Source organism: Neisseria basseii, from assembly GCF_962707005.1.
GTDB lineage: Bacteria > Pseudomonadota > Gammaproteobacteria > Burkholderiales > Neisseriaceae > Neisseria > Neisseria bergeri.
Map to the genome: position 1 here is coordinate 121399 of NZ_CAUIXH010000001.1, position 19313 is coordinate 140711.

Sequence of the window (19313 nt, forward strand, 5' to 3'; positions counted from 1 at the left end):
CTATATTTAAAGTTGTCCTGAGGCTTTCAGGGCGGCGCGGACTTTTGCCTGTCCGCCTTCCGTCAGAGGAACGAGCGGCAGGCGGACGTGCGGTTCGCATCTGCCCAAGGCGGATACCGCCCATTTCGGCGCGGCGGGGCTGGGTTCGCAGAACATGGTGTCGTAAATCGGAATCAGCCGGTCGTTGAGTTCGCGTGCGAGGGCAATGTCGCCTTGCAGCGCGGCGCGGCACATATCGGCAAAGAGTTTCGGGGCGGCGTTGGCGGCTACGGTAATAACGCCGTGTCCGCCGCAGAGCATGAACGGCAGGGCGGTGTGGTCGTCGCCGGAAAGGACGACGAAGCCTTCGGGGGTGCGGTTGATGAGTTCGATGTTGCTGCCGATGTTGCCGCTGGCTTCTTTAACGCCGACGATATTGGGGATTTCTGAAAGGCGCAGGATGGTGTCGTTAGTCATGCTGACGACGGTACGGCCGGGCACGTTGTAGATAATCATCGGAATCGAAGTGGCTTCGGCGATGGTTTTGAAATGTTGGTAAATGCCTTCTTGGGAGGGCTTGTTGTAATAGGGGACGACGGATAAGGTGAAGTCTGCACCGGCTTTTTCGGCGGCTTGGGAAAGGGCGATGGCTTCGAGGGTGTTGTTGGCGCCGGTACCTGCGATGACGGGGACGCGCTTGTTGACGTGTTTGACCGTTTCTTCGATTACACTTAAATGTTCTTCGACGGAGAGAGTGGCGGATTCGCCTGTCGTGCCGACGGCGACGATGCTGTCTGTGCCGTTTTCGATGTGCCAGTCGATTAATTGGCGGAGTTGGTCGTAATGGATGCTGCCGTCTTGATTCATCGGGGTAATCAGGGCAACCAAGCTACCTTGTAACATACGGAAACCTTTTATTCATTGAGTGAGGTCGATTATGCTTCGGATTGTAGCTTACTTTGTTGTTTGTGTGAAACATATCGGCCGCACGGTTGGTTCTAAGGCTTAAGTTCTATCATATCTTAATAAATAATATTTTTTATAATCATGAAATTATTGGGTTTAAGCAGTGGATGCGCGGTTGAGGATTAAAATGTGTTAAGCGCATGAAGGCTCCCTGAAAATGAAGGACTGTCCGGTGCGGAAATTCAAAGAAATTTGAATTCGGACAACCGGTGGTGTTTTTGCACATGAGGATTTGAATTGATAAGGAATCTTTGATTCGTTACAATTTCGTTCTTAAAATTTTTTAACGTTTGACAACGGATAGAAAGACTCCAATGGCTGAAACAATGAAAAAACAGGCGGATTCGCCTGATTTGGTGTACGGTTTGGAAGACAGGCCGCCGTTCGGTAATGCGCTCTTGAGTGCCGTTACCCATCTTTTGGCGATTTTTGTGCCGATGATTACGCCCGCGCTGATTGTGGGCGGCGCGCTGGAACTGCCGGTGGAAATGACGGCGTATCTCGTGTCGATGGCGATGGTTGCGTCGGGTGTCGGCACTTATTTGCAGGTCAACCGCTTCGGACCGGTCGGTTCGGGGATGCTGTCCATCCAGTCGGTGAATTTCTCGTTCGTTACCGTCATGATTGCGCTCGGCGCGGGGATGAAAGAGGGCGGTTTGACTAAGGATGCGATGATTTCGACGCTCTTGGGTGTATCGTTTGTCGGCGCGTTTTTGGTGTGTTTCTCGGCGTGGCTTCTGCCGTATTTGAAAAAAGTGATTACGCCGACGGTTAGCGGCGTGGTCGTGATGCTCATTGGTCTGAGTTTGGTACACGTCGGCATTACCGATTTCGGTGGCGGCTTCGGCGCGAAGGCGGACGGCACGTTCGGCTCGATGGAAAACTTGGGGTTGGCTTCGCTGGTGTTGCTGATTGTGTTGATATTCAACTGCATGAAAAATCCGCTGCTGCGGATGAGCGGCATCGCGGTCGGTCTGATTGTCGGCTACATTGTCGCGCTGTTTTTGGGTAAGGTGGATTTTTCCGCACTGCAAAACCTGCCGCTGGTTACGCTGCCCGTACCGTTTAAATATGGTTTTGCTTTTGACTGGCACGCATTTATTGTGGCGGGTGCGATTTTCCTGTTGAGCGTGTTTGAGGCGGTAGGCGATTTGACCGCGACGGCAATGGTGTCCGACCAGCCGATTGAAGGCGAGGAATACACCAAACGCCTACGCGGCGGCGTGTTGGCTGACGGCTTGGTGTCGGTGATTGCGACGGCTTTGGGTTCGCTGCCGCTGACGACGTTTGCGCAAAACAACGGCGTGATTCAGATGACCGGCGTAGCTTCGCGTCATGTGGGCAAATATATTGCCGTGATTTTGGTGCTGTTGGGTCTGTTCCCCGTTGTCGGTCGCGCGTTTACGACGATTCCGAGTCCGGTGTTGGGCGGCGCGATGGTTTTGATGTTCGGCTTGATTGCGATTGCGGGCGTGCGGATTTTGGTCAGCCACGGCATCCGCAGGCGCGAGGCGGTGATTGCGGCAACGTCGGTTGGTTTGGGCTTGGGCGTGGCGTTTGAGCCGGAAGTGTTTAAGAACCTGCCCGTCTTGTTCCAAAACTCTATTTCCGCCGGCGGCATTACGGCAGTCTTGCTGAATTTGGTCTTGCCCGAAGATAAAACCGAGGCGGCGGTCAAGTTTGATACCGACCACTTGGAACACTGATTTTGAAAACGAATGCCGTCTGAAACGGAATCCCTGTTTCAGACGGCATTGTTTTGAGGCTTACGCTTTTTCGTTTTTCAATACGCGTTGTCGGCGGGTTTCGCTTAATACCATTCCGGCGGACACGGAGACGTTCATGCTTTCGACCGTGCCGAACATCGGTATCGACACCAGCATATCGCAGTGTTCGCGCGTGAGGCGGCGCATACCGTCGCCTTCGTTGCCCATCACCCATGCCGCGCTGTCGGGCAGATCGCAATGGTAAAGGTCGGCGTCGCCGCCCATGTCGGTGCCGATAATCCAGATGCCGTATTCTTTCAGCTCGCGCAGGGTGCGGGCGAGGTTGGTTACGGTGATGTAGGGGACGGTTTCCGCGGCACCGCAGGCGACTTTGCTGACGGTGGCGTTCAGTCCCGCGCTTTTGTCTTTCGGTGCGATGACGGCGTGTACGCCCATCGCGTCGGCGGTACGCAGACACGCGCCGAGGTTGTGCGGATCGGTGATGCCGTCAAGTATCAGCAGCAGCGGCGGTTCGCTCAAGTTTTCCAATACGTCTTCGAGATGGACGTGGTTTTTGGAGGCATCGATAAATCCGGCCACACCCTGATGGCGCGCGCCTTTGCTGATGGCATCAAGACGGGTGGTGTCAACAAAATATACGCGGATGTTTTCGTTTGCCGCCTTTTCCAACACTTCGCGCGTACGGGCATCGTTTTTGCCTTCTTGGATGTAGAGTTCGGTAATCGATTTCGGGTTTTGCCACAAACGGGCATTGACGGCGTGGAAGCCGTAGATAGGTCTTTGGTTTGCCATAATGGTGTTTGTCAAAAGGGTTCAGACGGCATTATAGCAATTTGCCGGTATGCCGTCTGAAGGGGTTAAAACAGGTATGCGATGTATTTCACCAATAGGATAAACAAGATGGATACGGCGCAGCCGATTTTGAATGCCGTTCCGACGACAAGTCCCAATAGCGTACCCAAGCCCGCTTTACCTGCCTGAAGCATATTGCGCCGATCGATCAGTTCGCCTGCCGCCGCGCCGATTAGCGGGCCGAGTACAAGGCCGGGAAGGGAGAAAAACATGCCGATGATGCTGCCGATCAATGCACCGCGAACGGCGAGCTTGCCCGCTCCGGTATATTTTGTTCCCCATATACCTGCCACATAGTCCGTCAGTATGCCGGCAAGGCTGATGAGTCCGACCAGCCACAGGATGCCTGCGCCGTAGATTTGGTATCCGCCGGCATAGGCAAGCAGCCATGTTCCGGCAAACATCAATGCTAATCCGGGGAGGGCGGGGTAAACGATGCCCGCCGTACCGACGGCTATCAGGGCGAGGGCGAGGATGACGAGCAAGGCGGTCATAGGTTCAACCTTTTCTTTTGTTCTGAAAAAAACAGCTTAATACGGAGCGGCATTCTTCTTGCAGGATTCCGCCCCGTATGGCGGTGTGCGTATTGAGGCGTTTGTCGGCAAACAGGTTGACGATGCTGCCTGCCGCGCCGGTTTTGGGTTCTACCGCCCCGTAGATCACGCGCCTGATTCGTGCCTGTATCAGTGCGGACGCGCACATGGCGCAGGGCTCGAGGGTGATATATATGTCGCATCCGTCAAGGCGGTAGTTTTGCATTTCGCTGCCTGCCTGTGCCAAGGCGTTGATTTCGGCATGGCGGCTGACATTGCAGTCGGCAATGCAGGTGTTGTGTGCCGCTGCGATGATTTTGCCGTCTGAAACGATGACTGCCCCGACGGGTATTTCGCCGTCGGCGGCGGATTGTTCTGCTTGGCGCAGTGCTTCGCGCATGAAGTGTTCCATTTCTTCCTGCGGCGGAAAGGCGGCGACGGGCGGATGGTTTTTCAACTCGGCAAGCAGGCGGGTTTTGTCGTGTTGCGTGATTTCTTGCGGGAGTGTGCCGTTCAGCAGCGACTCGAGTTGCCACAGCGTGCTTTTCGTGAGGGTCAAACCTGATGCTTTGAGCAGCAGAAAGGCTTTGACCGAACCGTTTTGCCGCAGTTCTTCGAGCGTACGGATACCGATCCTGTGCAGGGCGGCGACGGTTTTGGGGGCGAGCGGCGGCGTGGTCAGCATAGTTTATGCACCGAAAAACCGTTTTGCCGCCTCAATCAGGCGCGTGCCTGAAGTGCCGTCTGAAAACGGGTCGGCAACGCAGTCTAAAGGTGTTTTGCGCAACCAAGTCAGTTGGCGTTTGGCAAGTTGGCGCGTGGCGGCAATGCCTTTTTCGACAAAGGTTGGGAAATCGGTTTTCCCGTCCAGATATTCCCACGCCTGACGGTAGCCGACGCAGCGTATGGCAGGGGAGTCGGCGGTCAGGCTGGGATAGCGGCGGCGCAGGTTTTCTACTTCGCCGATAAAGCCCTGTTCAAGCATCAGGTGGAAACGCAGGGCGATGTTTTCATGTAGGCGGGCGCGGTTTTCGGGAATCAGGGCGGCGGTATGCAAATCGAAGGGGAGCGTATGGGAGGTTGGGCTGCCGAGGTGTTCGCTCATCGGTTTGCCGGTTAAATAATAAACTTCCAAAGCGCGTTCGATGCGCTGGCTGTCGTTCGGTTTCAGACGGCATGCTGTTTCAGGGTCGACTTTTTGCAGGGTGCGGTAGAGAAAATCCAAGCCGTACATCTGTTTTTGTTCGTCCAAGTCGGCACGCAGGCAGGCATCGGCTTCGGGCAAATCGTTTAAACCTTGGGTCAGGGCGCGGAAATACATCATCGTGCCGCCGACAATCAGCGGACATTTTCCCCGCGCCGTGATTTCGCCGATCAGACGCGTGCAGTCTTCGACAAAACGGGCGGCACTGTATGTCTGAACGGGCGTAATGATGTCGATAAGGTGGTGCGGGACAAAGGCGCGTTCGGAGGCGGACGGTTTCGCCGTGCCGATGTCCATGTCGCGGTAAACCAGCGCGGAATCGAGGCTGATGATTTCGACCGGCAGGGTTTCGGCGATTTTGAGGGCGAGCGCGGTTTTGCCGCAGGCGGTCGGCCCGAGCAGGGCAAAGGCTTTCGGGGTCGGCATAATGTTTCGGGTTTGGAAAAATACGGATTATAGCGGAAAGCGCGCCGACGTTATATTTTGGTTTGCGGAACCGCCCATTGTCTGTCGGTGAGGTCGTAGATTTTTTGTATGTCTTTCAAAATTCGTTCGAAATCTATACCCAGGTCTTTCAGCCTGCCGGAGCGGATATCGAACACCCAGCCGTGGACGGTAGGATAATGCTCGTTCAGATAGCGTTTTTGGACTTCCGCCATTTTGATGATGTTGATACATTGTTCCTGAACGTTCAGTTCGACCAAACGGTCGTAGCGTATGTTTTCGTCGTCAATCGCGTCCAGCTCTTCGCGGTGCAGCCGGTACACGTCGCGGATGTTGCGCAGCCACGGGTTCAACGCGCCGTAGTCGCAGGGTTGCATGGCGGCTTTGATGCCGCCGCAGTTGTAGTGTCCGCAGACGACGATGTGTTTGACTTTCAAATGATCGACCGCGTAGCCGACCACGCTGGCAGCATTGATGTCCAGAGGGTTGACCATATTGGCGATGTTGCGGTGGACGAATACCTCGCCCGGCTTCATGCCCATCATTTCTTCGGCAGTAACGCGGCTGTCGGAACAGCCGATGTAGAGGTAGTCAGGCGTTTGATTTGCGGAGAGCGTCTCGAAAAAATGAGGGTTGTGCTGCAACTGTTCTTCTGCCCAGCGGCGGTTGTATTCAAAAATGTCCTGTTTGGTTTTGTTCATGTATTTCTCCTTTTGATGCGCGTTTCAGACGGCATTGCCGACAGTCTATGCCCGATGCTGCCGTTAGACAAGGTACGTTCTTGAGGCGATAATGGCGTTTTGCTTTTTTTGTTTGAAAGCCTTGCGATGTTCCGAAACCTGCTTGTCCGCTGGCTCGTCGTCTGCCTGATACCCTTGGCGACGCTTGCCGTTTTCGCCGTCAATCCGCCTAAAGATGCGGCGCAACACTTAATCAACGGCATCATTCTTGCCTGCGAAGCGACGTTTTTGTTCAAATTCATCCTTTTCGACACCATCAAACATCATTTGAAACAAGAGTTTGATTTGAAACGTCAAACTATGTTTCTGTTTGTTCCGATTGTTTTGCTGGTTGTGTATTTGTTCCACTATTTTGGCGCGTTTTAGCCCGTTTCCGTTATTTCTATGAATACTCCTCCTTTTGTCTGTTGGATTTTTTGCAAGGTCATCGACAATTTCGGCGACATCGGCGTTTCGTGGCGGCTCGCCCGTGTTTTGCACCGTGAACTCGGTTGGCAGGTGCATTTGTGGACGGACAACGTGTCCGCCTTGCGTACGCTTTGCCCTGATTTGCCCGATGTTCCCTGCGTTCATCAGGATATTCATGTCCGCACTTGGCATTCCGATGCGGCAGATATTGATACCGCGCCTGTTCCCGATGTCGTCATCGAAACTTTTGCCTGCGACCTGCCCGAAAATGTGCTGCACATCATCCGCCGACACAAACCGCTTTGGCTGAATTGGGAATATTTGAGCGCGGAAGAAAGCAATGAAAGGCTGCACCTGATGCCTTCGCCGCAGGAGGGCGTTCAAAAATATTTTTGGTTTATGGGTTTCAGCGAAAAAAGCGGCGGGTTGATACGCGAACGTGATTACCAAGATGCCGTCCGTTTCAATACCGAAGCCCTGCGTCAGCGGCTGATGCTTCCCGAAAAAAACGCGCCCGAATGGCTGCTTTTCGGCTATCGGAGCGATATTTGGGCAAAGTGGCTGGACATGTGGCAACAGGCAGACAGCCCGCTAACCCTGCTGCTGGCGGGGGCGCAAATTATCGACAGCCTCAAACAAAGCGGCGTTATTCCGCAAAATGCCCTACAAAACGACGGCGATGTTTTTCAGACGGCATCCGTCCGCCTCGTCAAAATCCCGTTCGTGCCACAACAGGATTTCGACCAACTGCTGCACATCGCCGACTGCGCCGTCATCCGCGGCGAAGACAGTTTCGTCCGCGCCCAGCTTGCGGGCAAACCCTTCTTTTGGCACATCTACCCGCAAGATGAAAACGTCCATCTCGACAAACTCCACGCCTTTTGGGATAAGGCACACGGTTTCTACTCTCCCGAAACCGCATCGGCACACCGCCGCCTTTCAGACGACCTCAACGGCGGAGAGGCTTTATCCGCCACGCAACGCCTCGAATGTTGGCAAACCCTGCAACAACATCAAAACGGCTGGCGGCAAGGCGCGGAGGATTGGAGCCGTTATCTTTTCGGGCAGCCTTCCGCATCCGAAAAACTCGCCGCCTTTGTTTCAAAGCATCAAAAAATACGCTAGAATAGCGCGTTTTACGACAACCGATTTGATTGGAAAATCACAATGAAAACAGCACAAGAACTGCGCGCCGGCAATGTATTTATGGTCGGCAACGATCCTATGGTCGTTCAAAAAACCGAATACATCAAAGGCGGCCGCTCTTCCGCCAAAGTCAGCATGAAACTGAAAAACCTGCTGACCGGCGCGGCTTCTGAAACCATTTACAAAGCCGACGACAAATTCGACGTGGTCATCCTGTCCCGCAAAAACTGTACGTACAGCTACTTTGCCGACCCGATGTACGTCTTTATGGACGAAGAATTCAACCAATACGAAATCGAAGCCGACAATATCGGCGACGCGTTGAAATTCATCGTTGACGGTATGGAAGACCAATGCGAAGTTACCTTCTATGAAGGCAACCCCATTTCTGTCGAACTGCCCACCATCATCGTGCGCGAAGTCGAGTACACCGAGCCTGCCGTCAAAGGCGATACTTCCGGCAAAGTGATGAAAACCGCGCGTCTGGTCGGCGGCACTGAAATCCAAGTGATGTCTTACATCGAAAACGGCGACAAAGTCGAAATTGACACCCGCACCGGCGAATTCCGCAAACGCGCCTGATGCCCTGCCGAAAAATGCCGTCTGAAAGGCTTTCAGACGGCATTTTTTTATATTCGCCCCGTGTTTGGATTGAAGTAGATGTTTTTTTCGTAAACGACAATACGCGTGATTTTGCCATTTTCGTCAAAATGGATGTCTAAAAACGGTTTGTCGGGATTGCGTTCACGGTTGGACAGCCGGAAGAGTGATTGGTTTTCAAGCATTTCTCCGTGTATTTTCAGATAGCCGGGCAATTGGCTGATGTGTTGGAAATTGCCGCCAAGTCCGTTGTTGTGCCGGCTCGAATAGGCAGGGGTTGCCGAAACTTCAAAATAACGCGTGCGTTTCGGCTCCTCGCCTTGCCCGCGGGTTTCTTCGCTGCCCTGTGTCAGCAACAGCGTCGCTTCTCGGAGGCGGCGTTCCTGTTCCATCAAGGCATCTTGTGCCTGCCGGCTGATCGTGCGCTTTCCGTAACGCAAGTCTTCAATTGCCAGTATGATTTTCTGATGGTAGTCGGGATCTTCAGGGCGGATGTCGGGAAACAGCAGCCGCTGTATGTTGTCATAGCCACTGTCGGGTAAGCCGAAACGGGTTTCCAGTTCGTGATGGGAAAGGGCAAACAGACAGTCCGAGTCGATGTGTTCGGCGATTTGCTGCATGAGATCGTCAATGCCGGTGGCGGGGTGCAGGTCGGTGCAATTTGACGGCAGCACGCTTTCTGCCTGCTTGACGTTATCAGGGGCGGATGCGGCCTGTTGCAAATCGGTTTGGGAAGAAGCTGATGACGCGGAGGACGAAGCGGCAGATGCGCCGGTTTCTTTGGTTTTATCTTCTTTGTTCGGAGAGCACGCGGTCAGCATGATTGCGGCAAGCCATAAGAGAAGTGATGAGGTTTTGTTTTTCATTCTATTGTTTCCAGTATTAAAGAGGCCGTCTGAAAACCTGACGTTTCATTTTTCAGACGGCCTGTTGTTAATAGAACCGAAGAACCCGTTATTGCCGACAAGGTTCTCAACCTGTCTTACCCGACGCGGTAAAATGCAAGGCTGCCCAAAAGGTTGGGGAAATGTTTGACCTGTCTGTTGCCCGTCATCACGGCGCGCTCAAGCACGCGGATGTTGTTTTTGGCGCACAACAAATCAAAGTCTTTGAGCGTGCACCAATGGATATTGGGCGTGTCGTACCAATGGTAGGGCATACGTTCGGAAACGGGCATATGGCCGCCGAGTGCGATTTGGACGCGGTTGCGCCAGTAGCCGAAATTCGGGAAGCTGACAATCGCCTGTTTGGCAACGCGCATCAGGCAGCGCAGGATTTTTTCGGTATTCTGCATCGCTTGGATGGTCTGGCTCAACACAATCACATCAAAACTTTGATCGTTGAATGCGGTTAAACCTTCTTCCAAATCGGCTTGGATAACATTCACGCCGCGCGACATGGCGGCGATGACGCTATTTGTGTCGATTTCGATGCCGTAGCCGCTGCATTTTTTGTGTTCGACCAAGGCGGCAAGCAGTTCGCCGTCGCCGCAGCCCAAGTCCAAGACGCGGCTGCCTTCGGGTATCCGGTCGTAAATCAGTTGCAAATCATCGCGCAGGTTCATTGCTGACATTCCTTATAAACGTTGTCCATATAGGCGGCGACCGCGCGCATATAGGCTTCGTCTTCCATTAAAAAGGCATCGTGCCCGTGTGAGGATTTTACTTCGATATACTGCACCGGCTTTTGTGCGGCAATCAGGGCCTTGACCAGTTCGTGCGAACGTTCGGGCGCGAAACGCCAGTCGGTGCTGAAGCTGGCGACAAAGAATTTTGCCTGCACATCCTGTACGGCGCGGGTCAGGCTGTTGCCGAAATCCGCCGCCGGATCGAAATAGTCCAAAGCCTTGGTCATCAGCAAATAGGTGTTGGCATCAAACCGCCCGACGAATTTGTCGCCCTGATAGCGCAGATAGGATTCTACTTCAAATTCAACGCCATAGCCGTATTGATAGCCGTTGGAACGCAAATCGCGTCCGAATTTTTTGCCCAAACCGTCTTCGGCAAGATACGTAATGTGTCCCATCATGCGGGCAATCCGCAAACCGCGCGCAGGAACGGTGTTGCGGCTGCGGTAATGTCCTTCATTGAAATCGGGGTCGGTCAAAATCGCCTGACGCGCCACATCGTTAAACGCGATATTTTGTGTGGACAGTTTCGGCGCGGAGGCAATCACTAAGGCATGGCGCACGCGCTCGGGATAGGAAATCGTCCACTGCAAAGCCTGCATACCGCCCAAGCTGCCGCCGACAATCGCCGCCCATTGTTCGATGCCGAGATAATCGGCAAGCGCGGCTTGGGATTTTACCCAGTCCTTCACCGTAACCACAGGAAAATCCGCGCCATATTCCCTACCCGTTTCAGGATTGATCGACAAAGGTCCGCTGCTGCCGTCGCAGCCGCCCAGATTGTTCAAACCGACCACGAAAAAACGTTCCGTATCAATCGGTTTGCCGGGTCCGACCATATTGTCCCACCAGCCGGCATATTTATCCTCCGCCGAATACCTGCCTGCAACGTGATGGTTGCCCGACAGCGCGTGGCAGATTAAAACCGCATTGTTTTTTTCGGCATTCAGCTCGCCGTAGGTTTCAATCATCAGATCGAAACGCGGCAAAGTTTTACCGTTTTCCAAAACCAGCGGCATCTCAAACGGAATTTTTTGGGGCGTTACAATGCCCACCGAGGCATTTTGACTCATATCCTGTTCCAACAAATGCGGCGAAAAGCGTTATTATATAGCAAACGGCATGATTTTTTGACACGGTCGGACAAGCAGCCCGACGCGCTGAAACATCCGTCCCCATGCCGCCGCAACCGATCCATACTTTTTCAGACGACCTCCACCGCTTCCCTATATGATAGGCAGACTTTTCCGTATTTTTTTCTTTTTCGCACTTGCCGCGCTGATTATCAACCGCCTTTTCAGTCGCAGGCAAAAACGTGCCCTGCGCGAAGTCGCCAAAATCAGCGCATGGGTGCTGCTTGGTGCAGCCGCGGCGACGCTGTTTTGGTATTTGATCATGCTGTATTTCAAACACATTCCAGATTCGTATTGACGGAAAAAATGCCGTCTGAAACGTATTTTTCTGTTTCAGACGGCACATTTGAAAAGGGCTTGCGGCAGGAGGGGCTTTACAACCGAAGCAGGAAGGGCAGGGGGTCAGCGTTGGCGCGCTTTAAAACGCGGATTGCTTTTGCAGATGACGTAAACTTTGCCTTTACGTCTGACAATCTGACAGTCGCGGTGGCGTTGTTTGGCGGTTTTGAGTGAAGACAGAACCTGCATTATTTGTCCTTTCTAAACGATGACATGACGGATTGGAAACGTTGGTTGAATTTGCTGGCGCGGCCTTCGGTATTGACGTTGCGCTGCTTGCCGGTATAGACGGGATGGGATGCGGAAGAAGTATCCAGCGAAAACAGCGGATATTCTTTGCCGTCCGTCCAAACCATCGTTTTTCCGTGCGTTTCAGCGCAAGAACGAATCAGCCAGCCTTCATTGGCGCTGCTGTCGAAAAAAAGAACGGTTCGATAATTGTCAGGATGAATATTCGGTTTCATATATTGCCTTGCTTGAAGTGTTATAACATAACAAACTCTAACATAGTTTAGAAGGGCTGTACAAGGAAATTTAACTATTTTTGTAATATATTAGAAATTTTCATGATAAATCTGAAAATTTTGAAATTGACTCATGTTTGGCGCAACTTTATTATGTTGCCTGAAATATCATATAAAAGATAATAAAAGGTACGCAGCCATGAATTACGCAAAAGAAATCAATGCGTTAAACAACAGCCTTTCCGATTTGAAAGGCGACATCAACGTTTCGTTTGAATTTTTCCCGCCGAAAAACGAGCAAATGGAAACGATGCTGTGGGATTCCATCCACCGTCTGCAAACCCTGCATCCCAAGTTCGTATCCGTAACCTACGGTGCAAACTCCGGCGAACGCGACCGCACGCACGGCATCGTCAAACGCATCAAACAGGAAACCGGCTTGGAAGCCGCGCCGCACCTGACCGGCATCGATGCATCCCCCGACGAATTGCGCCAAATCGCCAAAGATTATTGGGACAGCGGCATCCGCCGCATTGTCGCCCTGCGCGGCGACGAGCCGCCCGGTTATGAGAAAAAACCGTTTTATGCCGAAGACTTGGTCAAACTCCTGCGCTCCGTCGCCGACTTCGACATCTCCGTAGCGGCATATCCCGAAGTACATCCCGAAGCCAAATCCGCACAAGCCGACCTGATTAACCTGAAGCGAAAAATCGATGCGGGCGCAAACCACGTCATCACCCAATTTTTCTTTGATGTGGAACGCTACCTGCGCTTCCGCGACCGCTGCGTGATGTTGGGTATCGATGTGGAAATCGTCCCCGGTATTTTGCCTGTTACCAACTTCAAGCAGCTCGGTAAAATGGCGCAAGTAACCAACGTCAAAATCCCAAGCTGGCTGTCGCAAATGTATGAAGGTTTGGACGACGACCAAGGCACGCGCAACCTCGTCGCCGCCAGTATCGCCATCGATATGGTCAAAGTCCTGTCCCGCGAAGGCGTGAAAGATTTCCACTTTTACACGCTTAACCGCAGCGAGCTGACTTACGCCATCTGCCATATTTTGGGCGTGCGCCCTTAAAGCTGAAAACGGCTTCAGACGGCATCCGAGGCCGTCTGAAAAGCAAAATGCCGCCCCATCCTGGCCATTCTGATTTACAATACCGGCCGATTCGGATCGAACCGGTCCTTACAAAATCCAACTGGAGAGTTCAACATGACAACATTACATTTTTCAGGCTTCCCACGCGTCGGTGCCTTCCGCGAATTGAAATTCGCACAAGAAAAATACTGGCGCAAAGAAATCAGCGAGCAAGAATTGCTGGCTGTTGCTAAAGACTTGCGCGAGAAAAACTGGAAACACCAAGCTGCTGCCAACGCTGATTACGTTGCTGTAGGCGATTTCACTTTCTACGACCACATCCTCGACCTGCAAGTTGCCACCGGTGCCATCCCTGCCCGTTTCGGCTTCGACAGCCAAAACCTGTCTTTGGAACAATTCTTCCAACTGGCCCGTGGTAACAAAGACCAATTCGCTATCGAAATGACCAAATGGTTCGACACCAACTACCACTACTTGGTGCCTGAATTCCACGCCGATACCGAATTCAAAGCCAACGCCAAACACTACGTTCAACAACTGCAAGAAGCCCAAGCTTTGGGCCTGAAAGCCAAACCGACCATCGTCGGCCCATTAACTTTCCTGTGGGTTGGTAAAGAAAAAGGCGCAGTCGAATTCAACCGCCTGAGCCTGTTGCCTAAACTGTTGCCTGTTTACGTTGAAATCCTGACTGCTTTGGTTGAAGCCGGTGCCGAGTGGATTCAAATCGACGAACCTGCTTTGGCTGTCGATCTGCCTAAAGAATGGGTGGAAGCCTACAAAGACGTTTACGCCACTTTGAGCAAAGTCAACGCCAAAATCCTGTTGAGCACTTACTTCGGTTCCGTTGCCGAACATGCCGCATTGCTGAAATCCCTGCCTGTTGACGGCCTGCACATCGATTTGGTACGCGCTCCCGAGCAACTGGACGCGTTCGCCGACTACGACAAAGTCCTGTCTGCTGGCGTGATTGATGGCCGCAACATTTGGCGCGCCAACCTGAACAAAGTTTTGGAAACTGTCGAGCCTCTGCAAGCCAAACTGGGCGACCGTTTGTGGATTTCCAGCTCTTGCTCGCTGCTGCACACTCCGTTTGACTTGTCAGTTGAAGAAAAACTGAAAGCCAACAAACCCGACCTGTACTCTTGGTTGGCATTCACCCTGCAAAAAACCCAAGAATTGCGCGTTCTGAAAGCCGCATTGAACGAAGACCGTGATTCTGTTGCCGAAGAACTGGCCGCCAGCCAAGCTGCCGCAGACTCCCGTGCCAACAGCAGCGAAATCCACCGCGCAGACGTTGCCAAACGCCTGGCTGATTTGCCTGCCAACGCAGACCAACGCAAATCTCCATTTGCCGACCGTATCAAAGCGCAACAAGCATGGTTGAACCTGCCCCTGCTGCCGACGACCAACATCGGTTCTTTCCCGCAAACTACCGAAATCCGCCAAGCACGCGCAGCCTTCAAAAAAGGCGAACTGTCTGCTGCCGATTACGAAGCCGCGATGAAAAAAGAAATCGCCTTGGTGGTTGAAGAGCAAGAAAAACTGGACTTGGACGTACTGGTACACGGCGAAGCCGAGCGTAACGACATGGTTGAATACTTCGGCGAATTGTTGAGCGGTTTTGCATTCACCCAATACGGCTGGGTACAAAGCTACGGCTCACGCTGCGTTAAACCACCTATCATCTTTGGTGACGTAAGCCGTCCTGAAGCCATGACCGTAGCTTGGTCTACTTACGCACAAAGCCTGACCAAACGCCCGATGAAAGGCATGTTGACCGGCCCTGTAACCATTCTGCAATGGTCTTTTGTCCGCAACGATATTCCTCGCTCTACCGTGTGCAAACAAATCGCACTGGCTCTGAACGACGAAGTATTGGATCTGGAAAAAGCCGGCATCAAAGTCATCCAAATCGACGAACCTGCCATCCGTGAAGGTCTGCCTTTGAAACGCGCCGATTGGGATGCCTATCTGAACTGGGCGGGTGAATCCTTCCGCTTGTCCTCTACCGGTTGCGAAGACAGCACACAAATCCACACTCATATGTGCTACTCTGAGTTCAACGATATCCTGCCTGCGATTGCTGCAATGGATGCGGACGTGATCACCATTGAGACTTCACGTTCCGACATGGAACTCTTGACTGCGTTCGGCGAGTTCAAATACCCGAACGACATCGGTCCGGGTGTTTACGACATCCACAGCCCGCGCGTACCGACTGAAGCTGAAGTGGAACACCTGTTGCGCAAAGCCATCGAGGTTGTACCGGTTGAGCGTCTGTGGGTGAATCCTGACTGCGGCCTGAAAACCCGTGGCTGGAAAGAAACTCTGGAACAACTCCAAGTGATGATGAACGTAACCCACAAACTGCGTGCCGAACTGGCTAAATAAGCAGGGATAACGTGATCAGATGCCGTCTGAATACTTTTCAGACGGCATTTCTGTTTTCAAATGAGCGTAGGGGAGTTTCTAAGAATTTTTCTCAAATAAGACTTGTTTTTTTTAGGCATGGCTTTATATACTGTAAAAAGTTGGTCGAGGTTGGTGATTAATAGTTTTGAATAATTAATATTATTTGAACTATAAATTATACAAATCGACTTATTCGGGGTAGAATGCCCAGCGATTCACAATCATTTCTTAAACCTATCTATTAAGGAGCTCAAAATGGCTTTGCAAGATCGTACCGGTCAAAAAGTACCTTCCGTAGTATTCCGCACCCGCGTCGGCGACACTTGGAAAGATGTGTCTACTGACGATTTGTTCAAAGGCAAAAAAGTAGTCGTATTCTCTCTGCCCGGCGCATTTACTCCGACTTGTTCTTCTTCACACTTGCCGCGTTACAACGAATTGTTCGGCGCGTTCAAAGAAAACGGCGTTGACGCAATCTACTGCGTATCTGTAAACGATACTTTCGTAATGAACGCTTGGGCTGCCGAAGAAGAATCAGACAACATCTACATGATTCCTGACGGCAACGGCGAATTTACCGAAGGTATGGGTATGCTGGTCGGCAAAGAAGACTTGGGCTTCGGTAAACGTTCTTGGCGTTACTCCATGCTGGTTAACGACGGCGTGGTAGAAAAAATGTTCATCGAACCTGAAGAACCGGGCGATCCTTTCAAAGTATCCGATGCAGATACTATGCTGAAATTTGTTGCTCCCGATTGGAAGGCTCAAGAGTCTGTTGCCATCTTTACCAAACCCGGCTGCCAATTCTGTGCTAAAGCCAAACAAGCTTTGCAAGACAAAGGTTTGTCTTACGAAGAAATCGTATTGGGCAAAGATGCAACCGTTACTTCCGTTCGCGCTATTACCGGCAAGATGACTGCCCCGCAAGTCTTCATCGGCGGTAAATACATCGGCGGCAGCGAAGATTTGGAAGCTTACTTGGCTAAAAACTGATAGCTGTTTGCTTAAGGCAGTTTGATTAAACTGTCTGATGTACCGGATAGAGTTATTCGGGCGGTTCTATACTGCCGCTCCGAATAACTCTATATTTATAAGAGGATTTGGATATTGTTGCACTCAATCGAAATTTTGTTTTTATTTATCTGAATAATGTTTTTGATTGGGAAAATATTTAAATGCCGTCTGAAGCCAATATATTCCGTGTCGGCAGTGTTTCAGACGAAAATGGAAGGACAAAGATTATGAAAAAAATTCAAGCGGATGTCGTCGTAATCGGCGGCGGTACTGCCGGTATGGGTGCGTTTCGCAATGCCCGTTTACATTCGGATAATGTTTACCTGATTGAAAACAATGTGTTCGGCACGACCTGCGCGCGCGTGGGCTGTATGCCTTCCAAACTCTTGATTGCCGCCGCAGAAGCGCGTCATCACGCATTGCATACCGACCCGTTCGGCGTGCATTTGGATAAAGACAGCATTGTCGTCAACGGCGAAGAGGTTATGCAGCGTGTCAAATCCGAGCGCGACCGTTTTGTCGGCTTTGTCGTTGCCGATGTGGAAGAGTGGCCTGCCGACAAGCGCATTATGGGTTCGGCTAAATTTATCGACGAGAATACCGTCCAAATCGACGACCATACCCAAATCACGGCAAAAAGTTTCGTGATTGCTACCGGCTCGCGTCCCGTCATCCTACCGCAGTGGCAGTCTTTGGGCGACCGTTTGATTATCAACGACGACGTTTTCTCATGGGATACGCTGCCTAAGAGCGTTGCTGTGTTCGGGCCGGGCGTTATCGGTTTGGAACTGGGTCAGGCATTGCACCGTTTGGGCGTGAAAGTCGAAATTTTCGGCTTGGGCGGCATCATCGGCGGCATTTCCGACCCTGTCGTTTCAGACGAAGCGAAAGCCGTGTTCGGCGAAGAATTGAAACTGCATCTGGATGCTAAAACCGAGGTTAAACTCGATACGGACGGCAATGTAGAAGTCCATTGGGAGCAGGACGGCGAAAAAGGCGTATTTGTTGCCGAATATATGCTGGCAGCCGTAGGCCGCCGTCCGAACGTTGACAATATCGGTTTGGAAAACATCAATATCGAAAAAGACGCGCGCGGCGTACCCGTTGCCGATCCGCTGACCATGCAAACCAGCATTCCGCATATCTTTATCGCGGGCGACGCGTCCAATCAACTGCCTCTGCTGCACGAAGCCGCCGACCAAGGCAAGATTGCCGGCGACAATGCAGGCCGCTACCCGAATATCGGCAGCGGTTTGCGCCGCAGCACCATCGGCGTGGTGTTTACCAATCCGCAAATCGGCTTTGTCGGTTTGAAATACGCGCAAGTTGCCGCGCAATACCAGCCAGACGAATTTGTCATTGGCGAAGTGTCGTTCAAAAACCAAGGCCGCAGCCGCGTGATGCTGGTAAACAAAGGCCATATGCGCCTGTATGCTGAAAAAGCAACCGGCCGCTTCATCGGTGCGGAAATCGTAGGTCCTGCCGCCGAACATTTGGCGCACCTGTTGGCTTGGGCGCATCAAATGAAGATGACCGTTCCTCAAATGCTGGAGATGCCGTTCTACCATCCCGTTATCGAGGAAGGTCTGCGTACCGCGTTGCGCGATGCCGATGCGAAATTGAAAGCCTGACCGATATGGCAAAACAATGCCGTCTGAAATTTTTTCAGACGGCATTTTATTTTTGAGGATGGGGTTGGAGGTCGGATGCTGATACCGTGTCGGGAATGGGGCAAAACTAAAAATCTTTCTTTTAATCTGCTGTTTTCACGCGTGTTTGTCAAAATCTATCAGTTTGTTTTTAAAATACACTGTTCAAAATGGGATAAAACAGGTAAATTAACGTTTATGTAACCCAATGTAGCAATGGGTTTACGGTTTTTGAGTCGATATATAACTACAGAGGAATTGACTATGTCTGTCAAACCGCGTCCTGTTTATCTGGATTTGCCGAACATCCGTCTGCCGATACCCGGGATAGTTTCCATCCTTCACCGCATCAGCGGGGTCGGGCTGTTTATTATGCTGCCTTTCCTGTTGTATTTCCTGTCCGGTACCCTAAGTCAAGAGTCTGCATTTGAAACTTACCGTGCCATTGTTTCTCATCCTTTGGTCAAGCTGGTCTTAATCGGCGTATTGTGGGCTTATCTGCACCATTCCCTTGCCGGTATCCGCTTTTTATTTTTGGATGCGCACAAAGGCCTTGAGCTGAATACTGCACGGAACACCGCTAAATTTGTCTTTACCGCAGCTTTGGTGCTGACTGTCGTTTTGGGAGCGTTGTTATGGTAGAGCGTAAATTGACCGGTGCGCATTACGGTTTGCGCGATTGGGCGATGCAGCGTGCGACTGCGGTTATCATGTTGATCTATACCGTTGCACTTTTAGTGATTCTGTTTACCCTGCCTAAAGAATATTCGGCATGGCAGGCATTTTTCGATCAAGTTTGGGTGAAAGTGTTCACTCAGGTCAGCTTTATCGCCGTATTTTTGCACGCTTGGGTGGGTATCCGCGATTTGTGGATGGACTATATCAAACCCTTCGGCGTGCGTTTGTTTTTGCAGGTTGCCACCATCGTTTGGTTGGTCGGTTGCTTGGTGTATTCAGTTAAAGTAATTTGGGGGTAA

Annotated in this window: 22 protein-coding genes; 11 read left to right on the forward strand and 11 right to left on the reverse strand. The window is 51.8% G+C overall.

Going from position 1 to position 19313, the window contains the following annotated elements; all coding sequences use genetic code 11:
• Nucleotides 1-6 precede the first annotated feature (6 nt).
• Nucleotides 7-882: a 4-hydroxy-tetrahydrodipicolinate synthase gene (gene dapA / locus Q9I99_RS00675; protein WP_301667812.1), complete on the reverse strand. Its 876-nt coding sequence runs from the start codon at nt 880-882 to the stop codon at nt 7-9.
• Between the two features lie 377 nt (nt 883-1259).
• On the opposite strand from dapA, the gene Q9I99_RS00680 reads away from it, so the two are divergent.
• The gene (locus Q9I99_RS00680; RefSeq protein WP_118792691.1) at nt 1260-2651 is read left to right on the forward strand and encodes a nucleobase:cation symporter-2 family protein; all 1392 of its coding nucleotides are present in this window, start codon (nt 1260-1262) and stop codon (nt 2649-2651) included.
• A 60-nt stretch (nt 2652-2711) separates the two neighbouring features.
• Here the strand turns inward: Q9I99_RS00680 and rlmB are convergent, their stop codons facing one another.
• From rlmB to Q9I99_RS00705, 5 genes are all read right to left on the reverse strand, one after another.
• Entirely contained in the window at nt 2712-3464 is a 753-nt protein-coding gene (gene rlmB, locus Q9I99_RS00685; RefSeq protein WP_301667811.1) for a 23S rRNA (guanosine(2251)-2'-O)-methyltransferase RlmB, read from the reverse strand.
• Between the two features lie 65 nt (nt 3465-3529).
• Nucleotides 3530-4018, reverse strand: coding sequence for a DUF456 domain-containing protein (locus Q9I99_RS00690; protein ID WP_301667809.1), 489 nt, complete (start codon nt 4016-4018; stop codon nt 3530-3532).
• 4 nt (nt 4019-4022) lie between these two features.
• The gene (gene tadA / locus Q9I99_RS00695; RefSeq protein WP_301667808.1) at nt 4023-4742 is read right to left on the reverse strand and encodes a tRNA adenosine(34) deaminase TadA; all 720 of its coding nucleotides are present in this window, start codon (nt 4740-4742) and stop codon (nt 4023-4025) included.
• A gap of 3 nt (nt 4743-4745) precedes the next feature.
• Nucleotides 4746-5687, reverse strand: a complete 942-nt coding sequence (miaA, locus tag Q9I99_RS00700) for a tRNA (adenosine(37)-N6)-dimethylallyltransferase MiaA (protein ID WP_301667807.1) — start codon at nt 5685-5687, stop codon at nt 4746-4748.
• A gap of 50 nt (nt 5688-5737) precedes the next feature.
• Nucleotides 5738-6406 (reverse strand): carbonic anhydrase, encoded by a 669-nt coding sequence (locus Q9I99_RS00705; RefSeq protein WP_107863273.1) that lies wholly within the window; start codon nt 6404-6406, stop codon nt 5738-5740.
• Nucleotides 6407-6532: 126 nt separating this feature from the next.
• On the opposite strand from Q9I99_RS00705, the gene Q9I99_RS00710 reads away from it, so the two are divergent.
• From Q9I99_RS00710 to efp, 3 genes are read left to right on the forward strand one after another with little or no spacing between them, the layout of a single operon-like run.
• Complete coding sequence (locus tag Q9I99_RS00710) at nt 6533-6811, forward strand: hypothetical protein (RefSeq protein WP_301667806.1); 279 nt, start codon at nt 6533-6535, stop codon at nt 6809-6811.
• Nucleotides 6812-6829: 18 nt separating this feature from the next.
• Entirely contained in the window at nt 6830-7978 is a 1149-nt protein-coding gene (earP, locus tag Q9I99_RS00715) for an elongation factor P maturation arginine rhamnosyltransferase EarP (RefSeq protein ID WP_301667805.1), read from the forward strand.
• Nucleotides 7979-8020: 42 nt separating this feature from the next.
• Complete coding sequence (gene efp / locus Q9I99_RS00720; RefSeq protein WP_002219406.1) at nt 8021-8581, forward strand: elongation factor P; 561 nt, start codon at nt 8021-8023, stop codon at nt 8579-8581.
• Between the two features lie 47 nt (nt 8582-8628).
• On the opposite strand, the gene Q9I99_RS00725 is transcribed toward efp, so the two are convergent.
• The 3 genes from Q9I99_RS00725 to metX all read right to left on the reverse strand — a co-directional run bounded on the left by Q9I99_RS00725 (nt 8629) and on the right by metX (nt 11299).
• Nucleotides 8629-9465: an NMB0938 family lipoprotein gene (locus Q9I99_RS00725; RefSeq protein WP_301667795.1), complete on the reverse strand. Its 837-nt coding sequence runs from the start codon at nt 9463-9465 to the stop codon at nt 8629-8631.
• A gap of 116 nt (nt 9466-9581) precedes the next feature.
• Nucleotides 9582-10163 carry a methionine biosynthesis protein MetW gene (metW, locus tag Q9I99_RS00730; protein WP_002213791.1) on the reverse strand — a complete coding sequence of 194 codons (582 nt, stop codon included), beginning with the start codon at nt 10161-10163 and terminating at the stop codon, nt 9582-9584.
• Complete coding sequence (gene metX / locus Q9I99_RS00735; protein ID WP_301667793.1) at nt 10160-11299, reverse strand: homoserine O-succinyltransferase MetX; 1140 nt, start codon at nt 11297-11299, stop codon at nt 10160-10162. The genes metW and metX overlap by 4 nt, the downstream gene beginning before the upstream one ends.
• 157 nt (nt 11300-11456) lie before the next feature.
• Between metX and Q9I99_RS00740 the strand changes: the two genes are divergently transcribed.
• Nucleotides 11457-11657, forward strand: coding sequence for a protein MIGRI (locus tag Q9I99_RS00740; protein ID WP_301667792.1), 201 nt, complete (start codon nt 11457-11459; stop codon nt 11655-11657).
• Between the two features lie 104 nt (nt 11658-11761).
• On the opposite strand, the gene ykgO is transcribed toward Q9I99_RS00740, so the two are convergent.
• Both ykgO and Q9I99_RS00750 read right to left on the reverse strand, forming a co-directional pair.
• Nucleotides 11762-11887, reverse strand: coding sequence for a type B 50S ribosomal protein L36 (ykgO, locus tag Q9I99_RS00745; RefSeq protein ID WP_002222621.1), 126 nt, complete (start codon nt 11885-11887; stop codon nt 11762-11764).
• Nucleotides 11887-12162: a type B 50S ribosomal protein L31 gene (locus Q9I99_RS00750; protein WP_002217400.1), complete on the reverse strand. Its 276-nt coding sequence runs from the start codon at nt 12160-12162 to the stop codon at nt 11887-11889. Before Q9I99_RS00750 ends, ykgO begins: the two co-directional genes overlap by 1 nt.
• Nucleotides 12163-12361: 199 nt before the next feature.
• Here Q9I99_RS00750 and metF point away from each other — a divergent pair, with 199 nt between their 5' ends.
• The 6 genes from metF (at nt 12362) to sdhD (ending at nt 19313) form a co-directional block, all read left to right on the forward strand.
• Complete coding sequence (metF, locus tag Q9I99_RS00755) at nt 12362-13240, forward strand: methylenetetrahydrofolate reductase (protein ID WP_002217399.1); 879 nt, start codon at nt 12362-12364, stop codon at nt 13238-13240.
• 135 nt (nt 13241-13375) lie between these two features.
• The gene (gene metE, locus Q9I99_RS00760) at nt 13376-15652 is read left to right on the forward strand and encodes a 5-methyltetrahydropteroyltriglutamate--homocysteine S-methyltransferase (protein ID WP_301667781.1); all 2277 of its coding nucleotides are present in this window, start codon (nt 13376-13378) and stop codon (nt 15650-15652) included.
• Nucleotides 15653-15928: 276 nt separating this feature from the next.
• Nucleotides 15929-16666, forward strand: coding sequence for a redoxin family protein (locus Q9I99_RS00765; protein WP_002221128.1), 738 nt, complete (start codon nt 15929-15931; stop codon nt 16664-16666).
• Nucleotides 16667-16914: 248 nt separating this feature from the next.
• The gene (locus tag Q9I99_RS00770) at nt 16915-18318 is read left to right on the forward strand and encodes a dihydrolipoyl dehydrogenase (protein ID WP_301667955.1); all 1404 of its coding nucleotides are present in this window, start codon (nt 16915-16917) and stop codon (nt 18316-18318) included.
• A 282-nt stretch (nt 18319-18600) separates the two neighbouring features.
• Nucleotides 18601-18978, forward strand: a complete 378-nt coding sequence (gene sdhC, locus Q9I99_RS00775; protein WP_118792680.1) for a succinate dehydrogenase, cytochrome b556 subunit — start codon at nt 18601-18603, stop codon at nt 18976-18978.
• Nucleotides 18972-19313: a succinate dehydrogenase, hydrophobic membrane anchor protein gene (sdhD, locus tag Q9I99_RS00780; protein WP_003741798.1), complete on the forward strand. Its 342-nt coding sequence runs from the start codon at nt 18972-18974 to the stop codon at nt 19311-19313. Before sdhC ends, sdhD begins: the two co-directional genes overlap by 7 nt.

Excerpts from the sequence above, each read along its gene's own strand:
- dapA (WP_301667812.1), bottom strand. The coding sequence starts at position 882 with ATGTTACAAGGTAGCTTGGTTGCCCTGATTACCCCGATGAATCAAGAC.
- Q9I99_RS00680 (WP_118792691.1), top strand. The coding sequence starts at position 1,260 with ATGGCTGAAACAATGAAAAAACAGGCGGATTCGCCTGATTTGGTGTAC.
- rlmB (WP_301667811.1), bottom strand. The coding sequence starts at position 3,464 with ATGGCAAACCAAAGACCTATCTACGGCTTCCACGCCGTCAATGCCCGT.
- Q9I99_RS00690 (WP_301667809.1), bottom strand. The coding sequence starts at position 4,018 with ATGACCGCCTTGCTCGTCATCCTCGCCCTCGCCCTGATAGCCGTCGGT.
- tadA (WP_301667808.1), bottom strand. The coding sequence starts at position 4,742 with ATGCTGACCACGCCGCCGCTCGCCCCCAAAACCGTCGCCGCCCTGCAC.
- miaA (WP_301667807.1), bottom strand. The coding sequence starts at position 5,687 with ATGCCGACCCCGAAAGCCTTTGCCCTGCTCGGGCCGACCGCCTGCGGC.
- Q9I99_RS00705 (WP_107863273.1), bottom strand. The coding sequence starts at position 6,406 with ATGAACAAAACCAAACAGGACATTTTTGAATACAACCGCCGCTGGGCA.
- Q9I99_RS00710 (WP_301667806.1), top strand. The coding sequence starts at position 6,533 with ATGTTCCGAAACCTGCTTGTCCGCTGGCTCGTCGTCTGCCTGATACCC.
- earP (WP_301667805.1), top strand. The coding sequence starts at position 6,830 with ATGAATACTCCTCCTTTTGTCTGTTGGATTTTTTGCAAGGTCATCGAC.
- efp (WP_002219406.1), top strand. The coding sequence starts at position 8,021 with ATGAAAACAGCACAAGAACTGCGCGCCGGCAATGTATTTATGGTCGGC.
- Q9I99_RS00725 (WP_301667795.1), bottom strand. The coding sequence starts at position 9,465 with ATGAAAAACAAAACCTCATCACTTCTCTTATGGCTTGCCGCAATCATG.
- metW (WP_002213791.1), bottom strand. The coding sequence starts at position 10,163 with ATGAACCTGCGCGATGATTTGCAACTGATTTACGACCGGATACCCGAA.
- metX (WP_301667793.1), bottom strand. The coding sequence starts at position 11,299 with ATGAGTCAAAATGCCTCGGTGGGCATTGTAACGCCCCAAAAAATTCCG.
- Q9I99_RS00740 (WP_301667792.1), top strand. The coding sequence starts at position 11,457 with ATGATAGGCAGACTTTTCCGTATTTTTTTCTTTTTCGCACTTGCCGCG.
- ykgO (WP_002222621.1), bottom strand. The coding sequence starts at position 11,887 with ATGCAGGTTCTGTCTTCACTCAAAACCGCCAAACAACGCCACCGCGAC.
- Q9I99_RS00750 (WP_002217400.1), bottom strand. The coding sequence starts at position 12,162 with ATGAAACCGAATATTCATCCTGACAATTATCGAACCGTTCTTTTTTTC.
- metF (WP_002217399.1), top strand. The coding sequence starts at position 12,362 with ATGAATTACGCAAAAGAAATCAATGCGTTAAACAACAGCCTTTCCGAT.
- metE (WP_301667781.1), top strand. The coding sequence starts at position 13,376 with ATGACAACATTACATTTTTCAGGCTTCCCACGCGTCGGTGCCTTCCGC.
- Q9I99_RS00765 (WP_002221128.1), top strand. The coding sequence starts at position 15,929 with ATGGCTTTGCAAGATCGTACCGGTCAAAAAGTACCTTCCGTAGTATTC.
- Q9I99_RS00770 (WP_301667955.1), top strand. The coding sequence starts at position 16,915 with ATGAAAAAAATTCAAGCGGATGTCGTCGTAATCGGCGGCGGTACTGCC.
- sdhC (WP_118792680.1), top strand. The coding sequence starts at position 18,601 with ATGTCTGTCAAACCGCGTCCTGTTTATCTGGATTTGCCGAACATCCGT.
- sdhD (WP_003741798.1), top strand. The coding sequence starts at position 18,972 with ATGGTAGAGCGTAAATTGACCGGTGCGCATTACGGTTTGCGCGATTGG.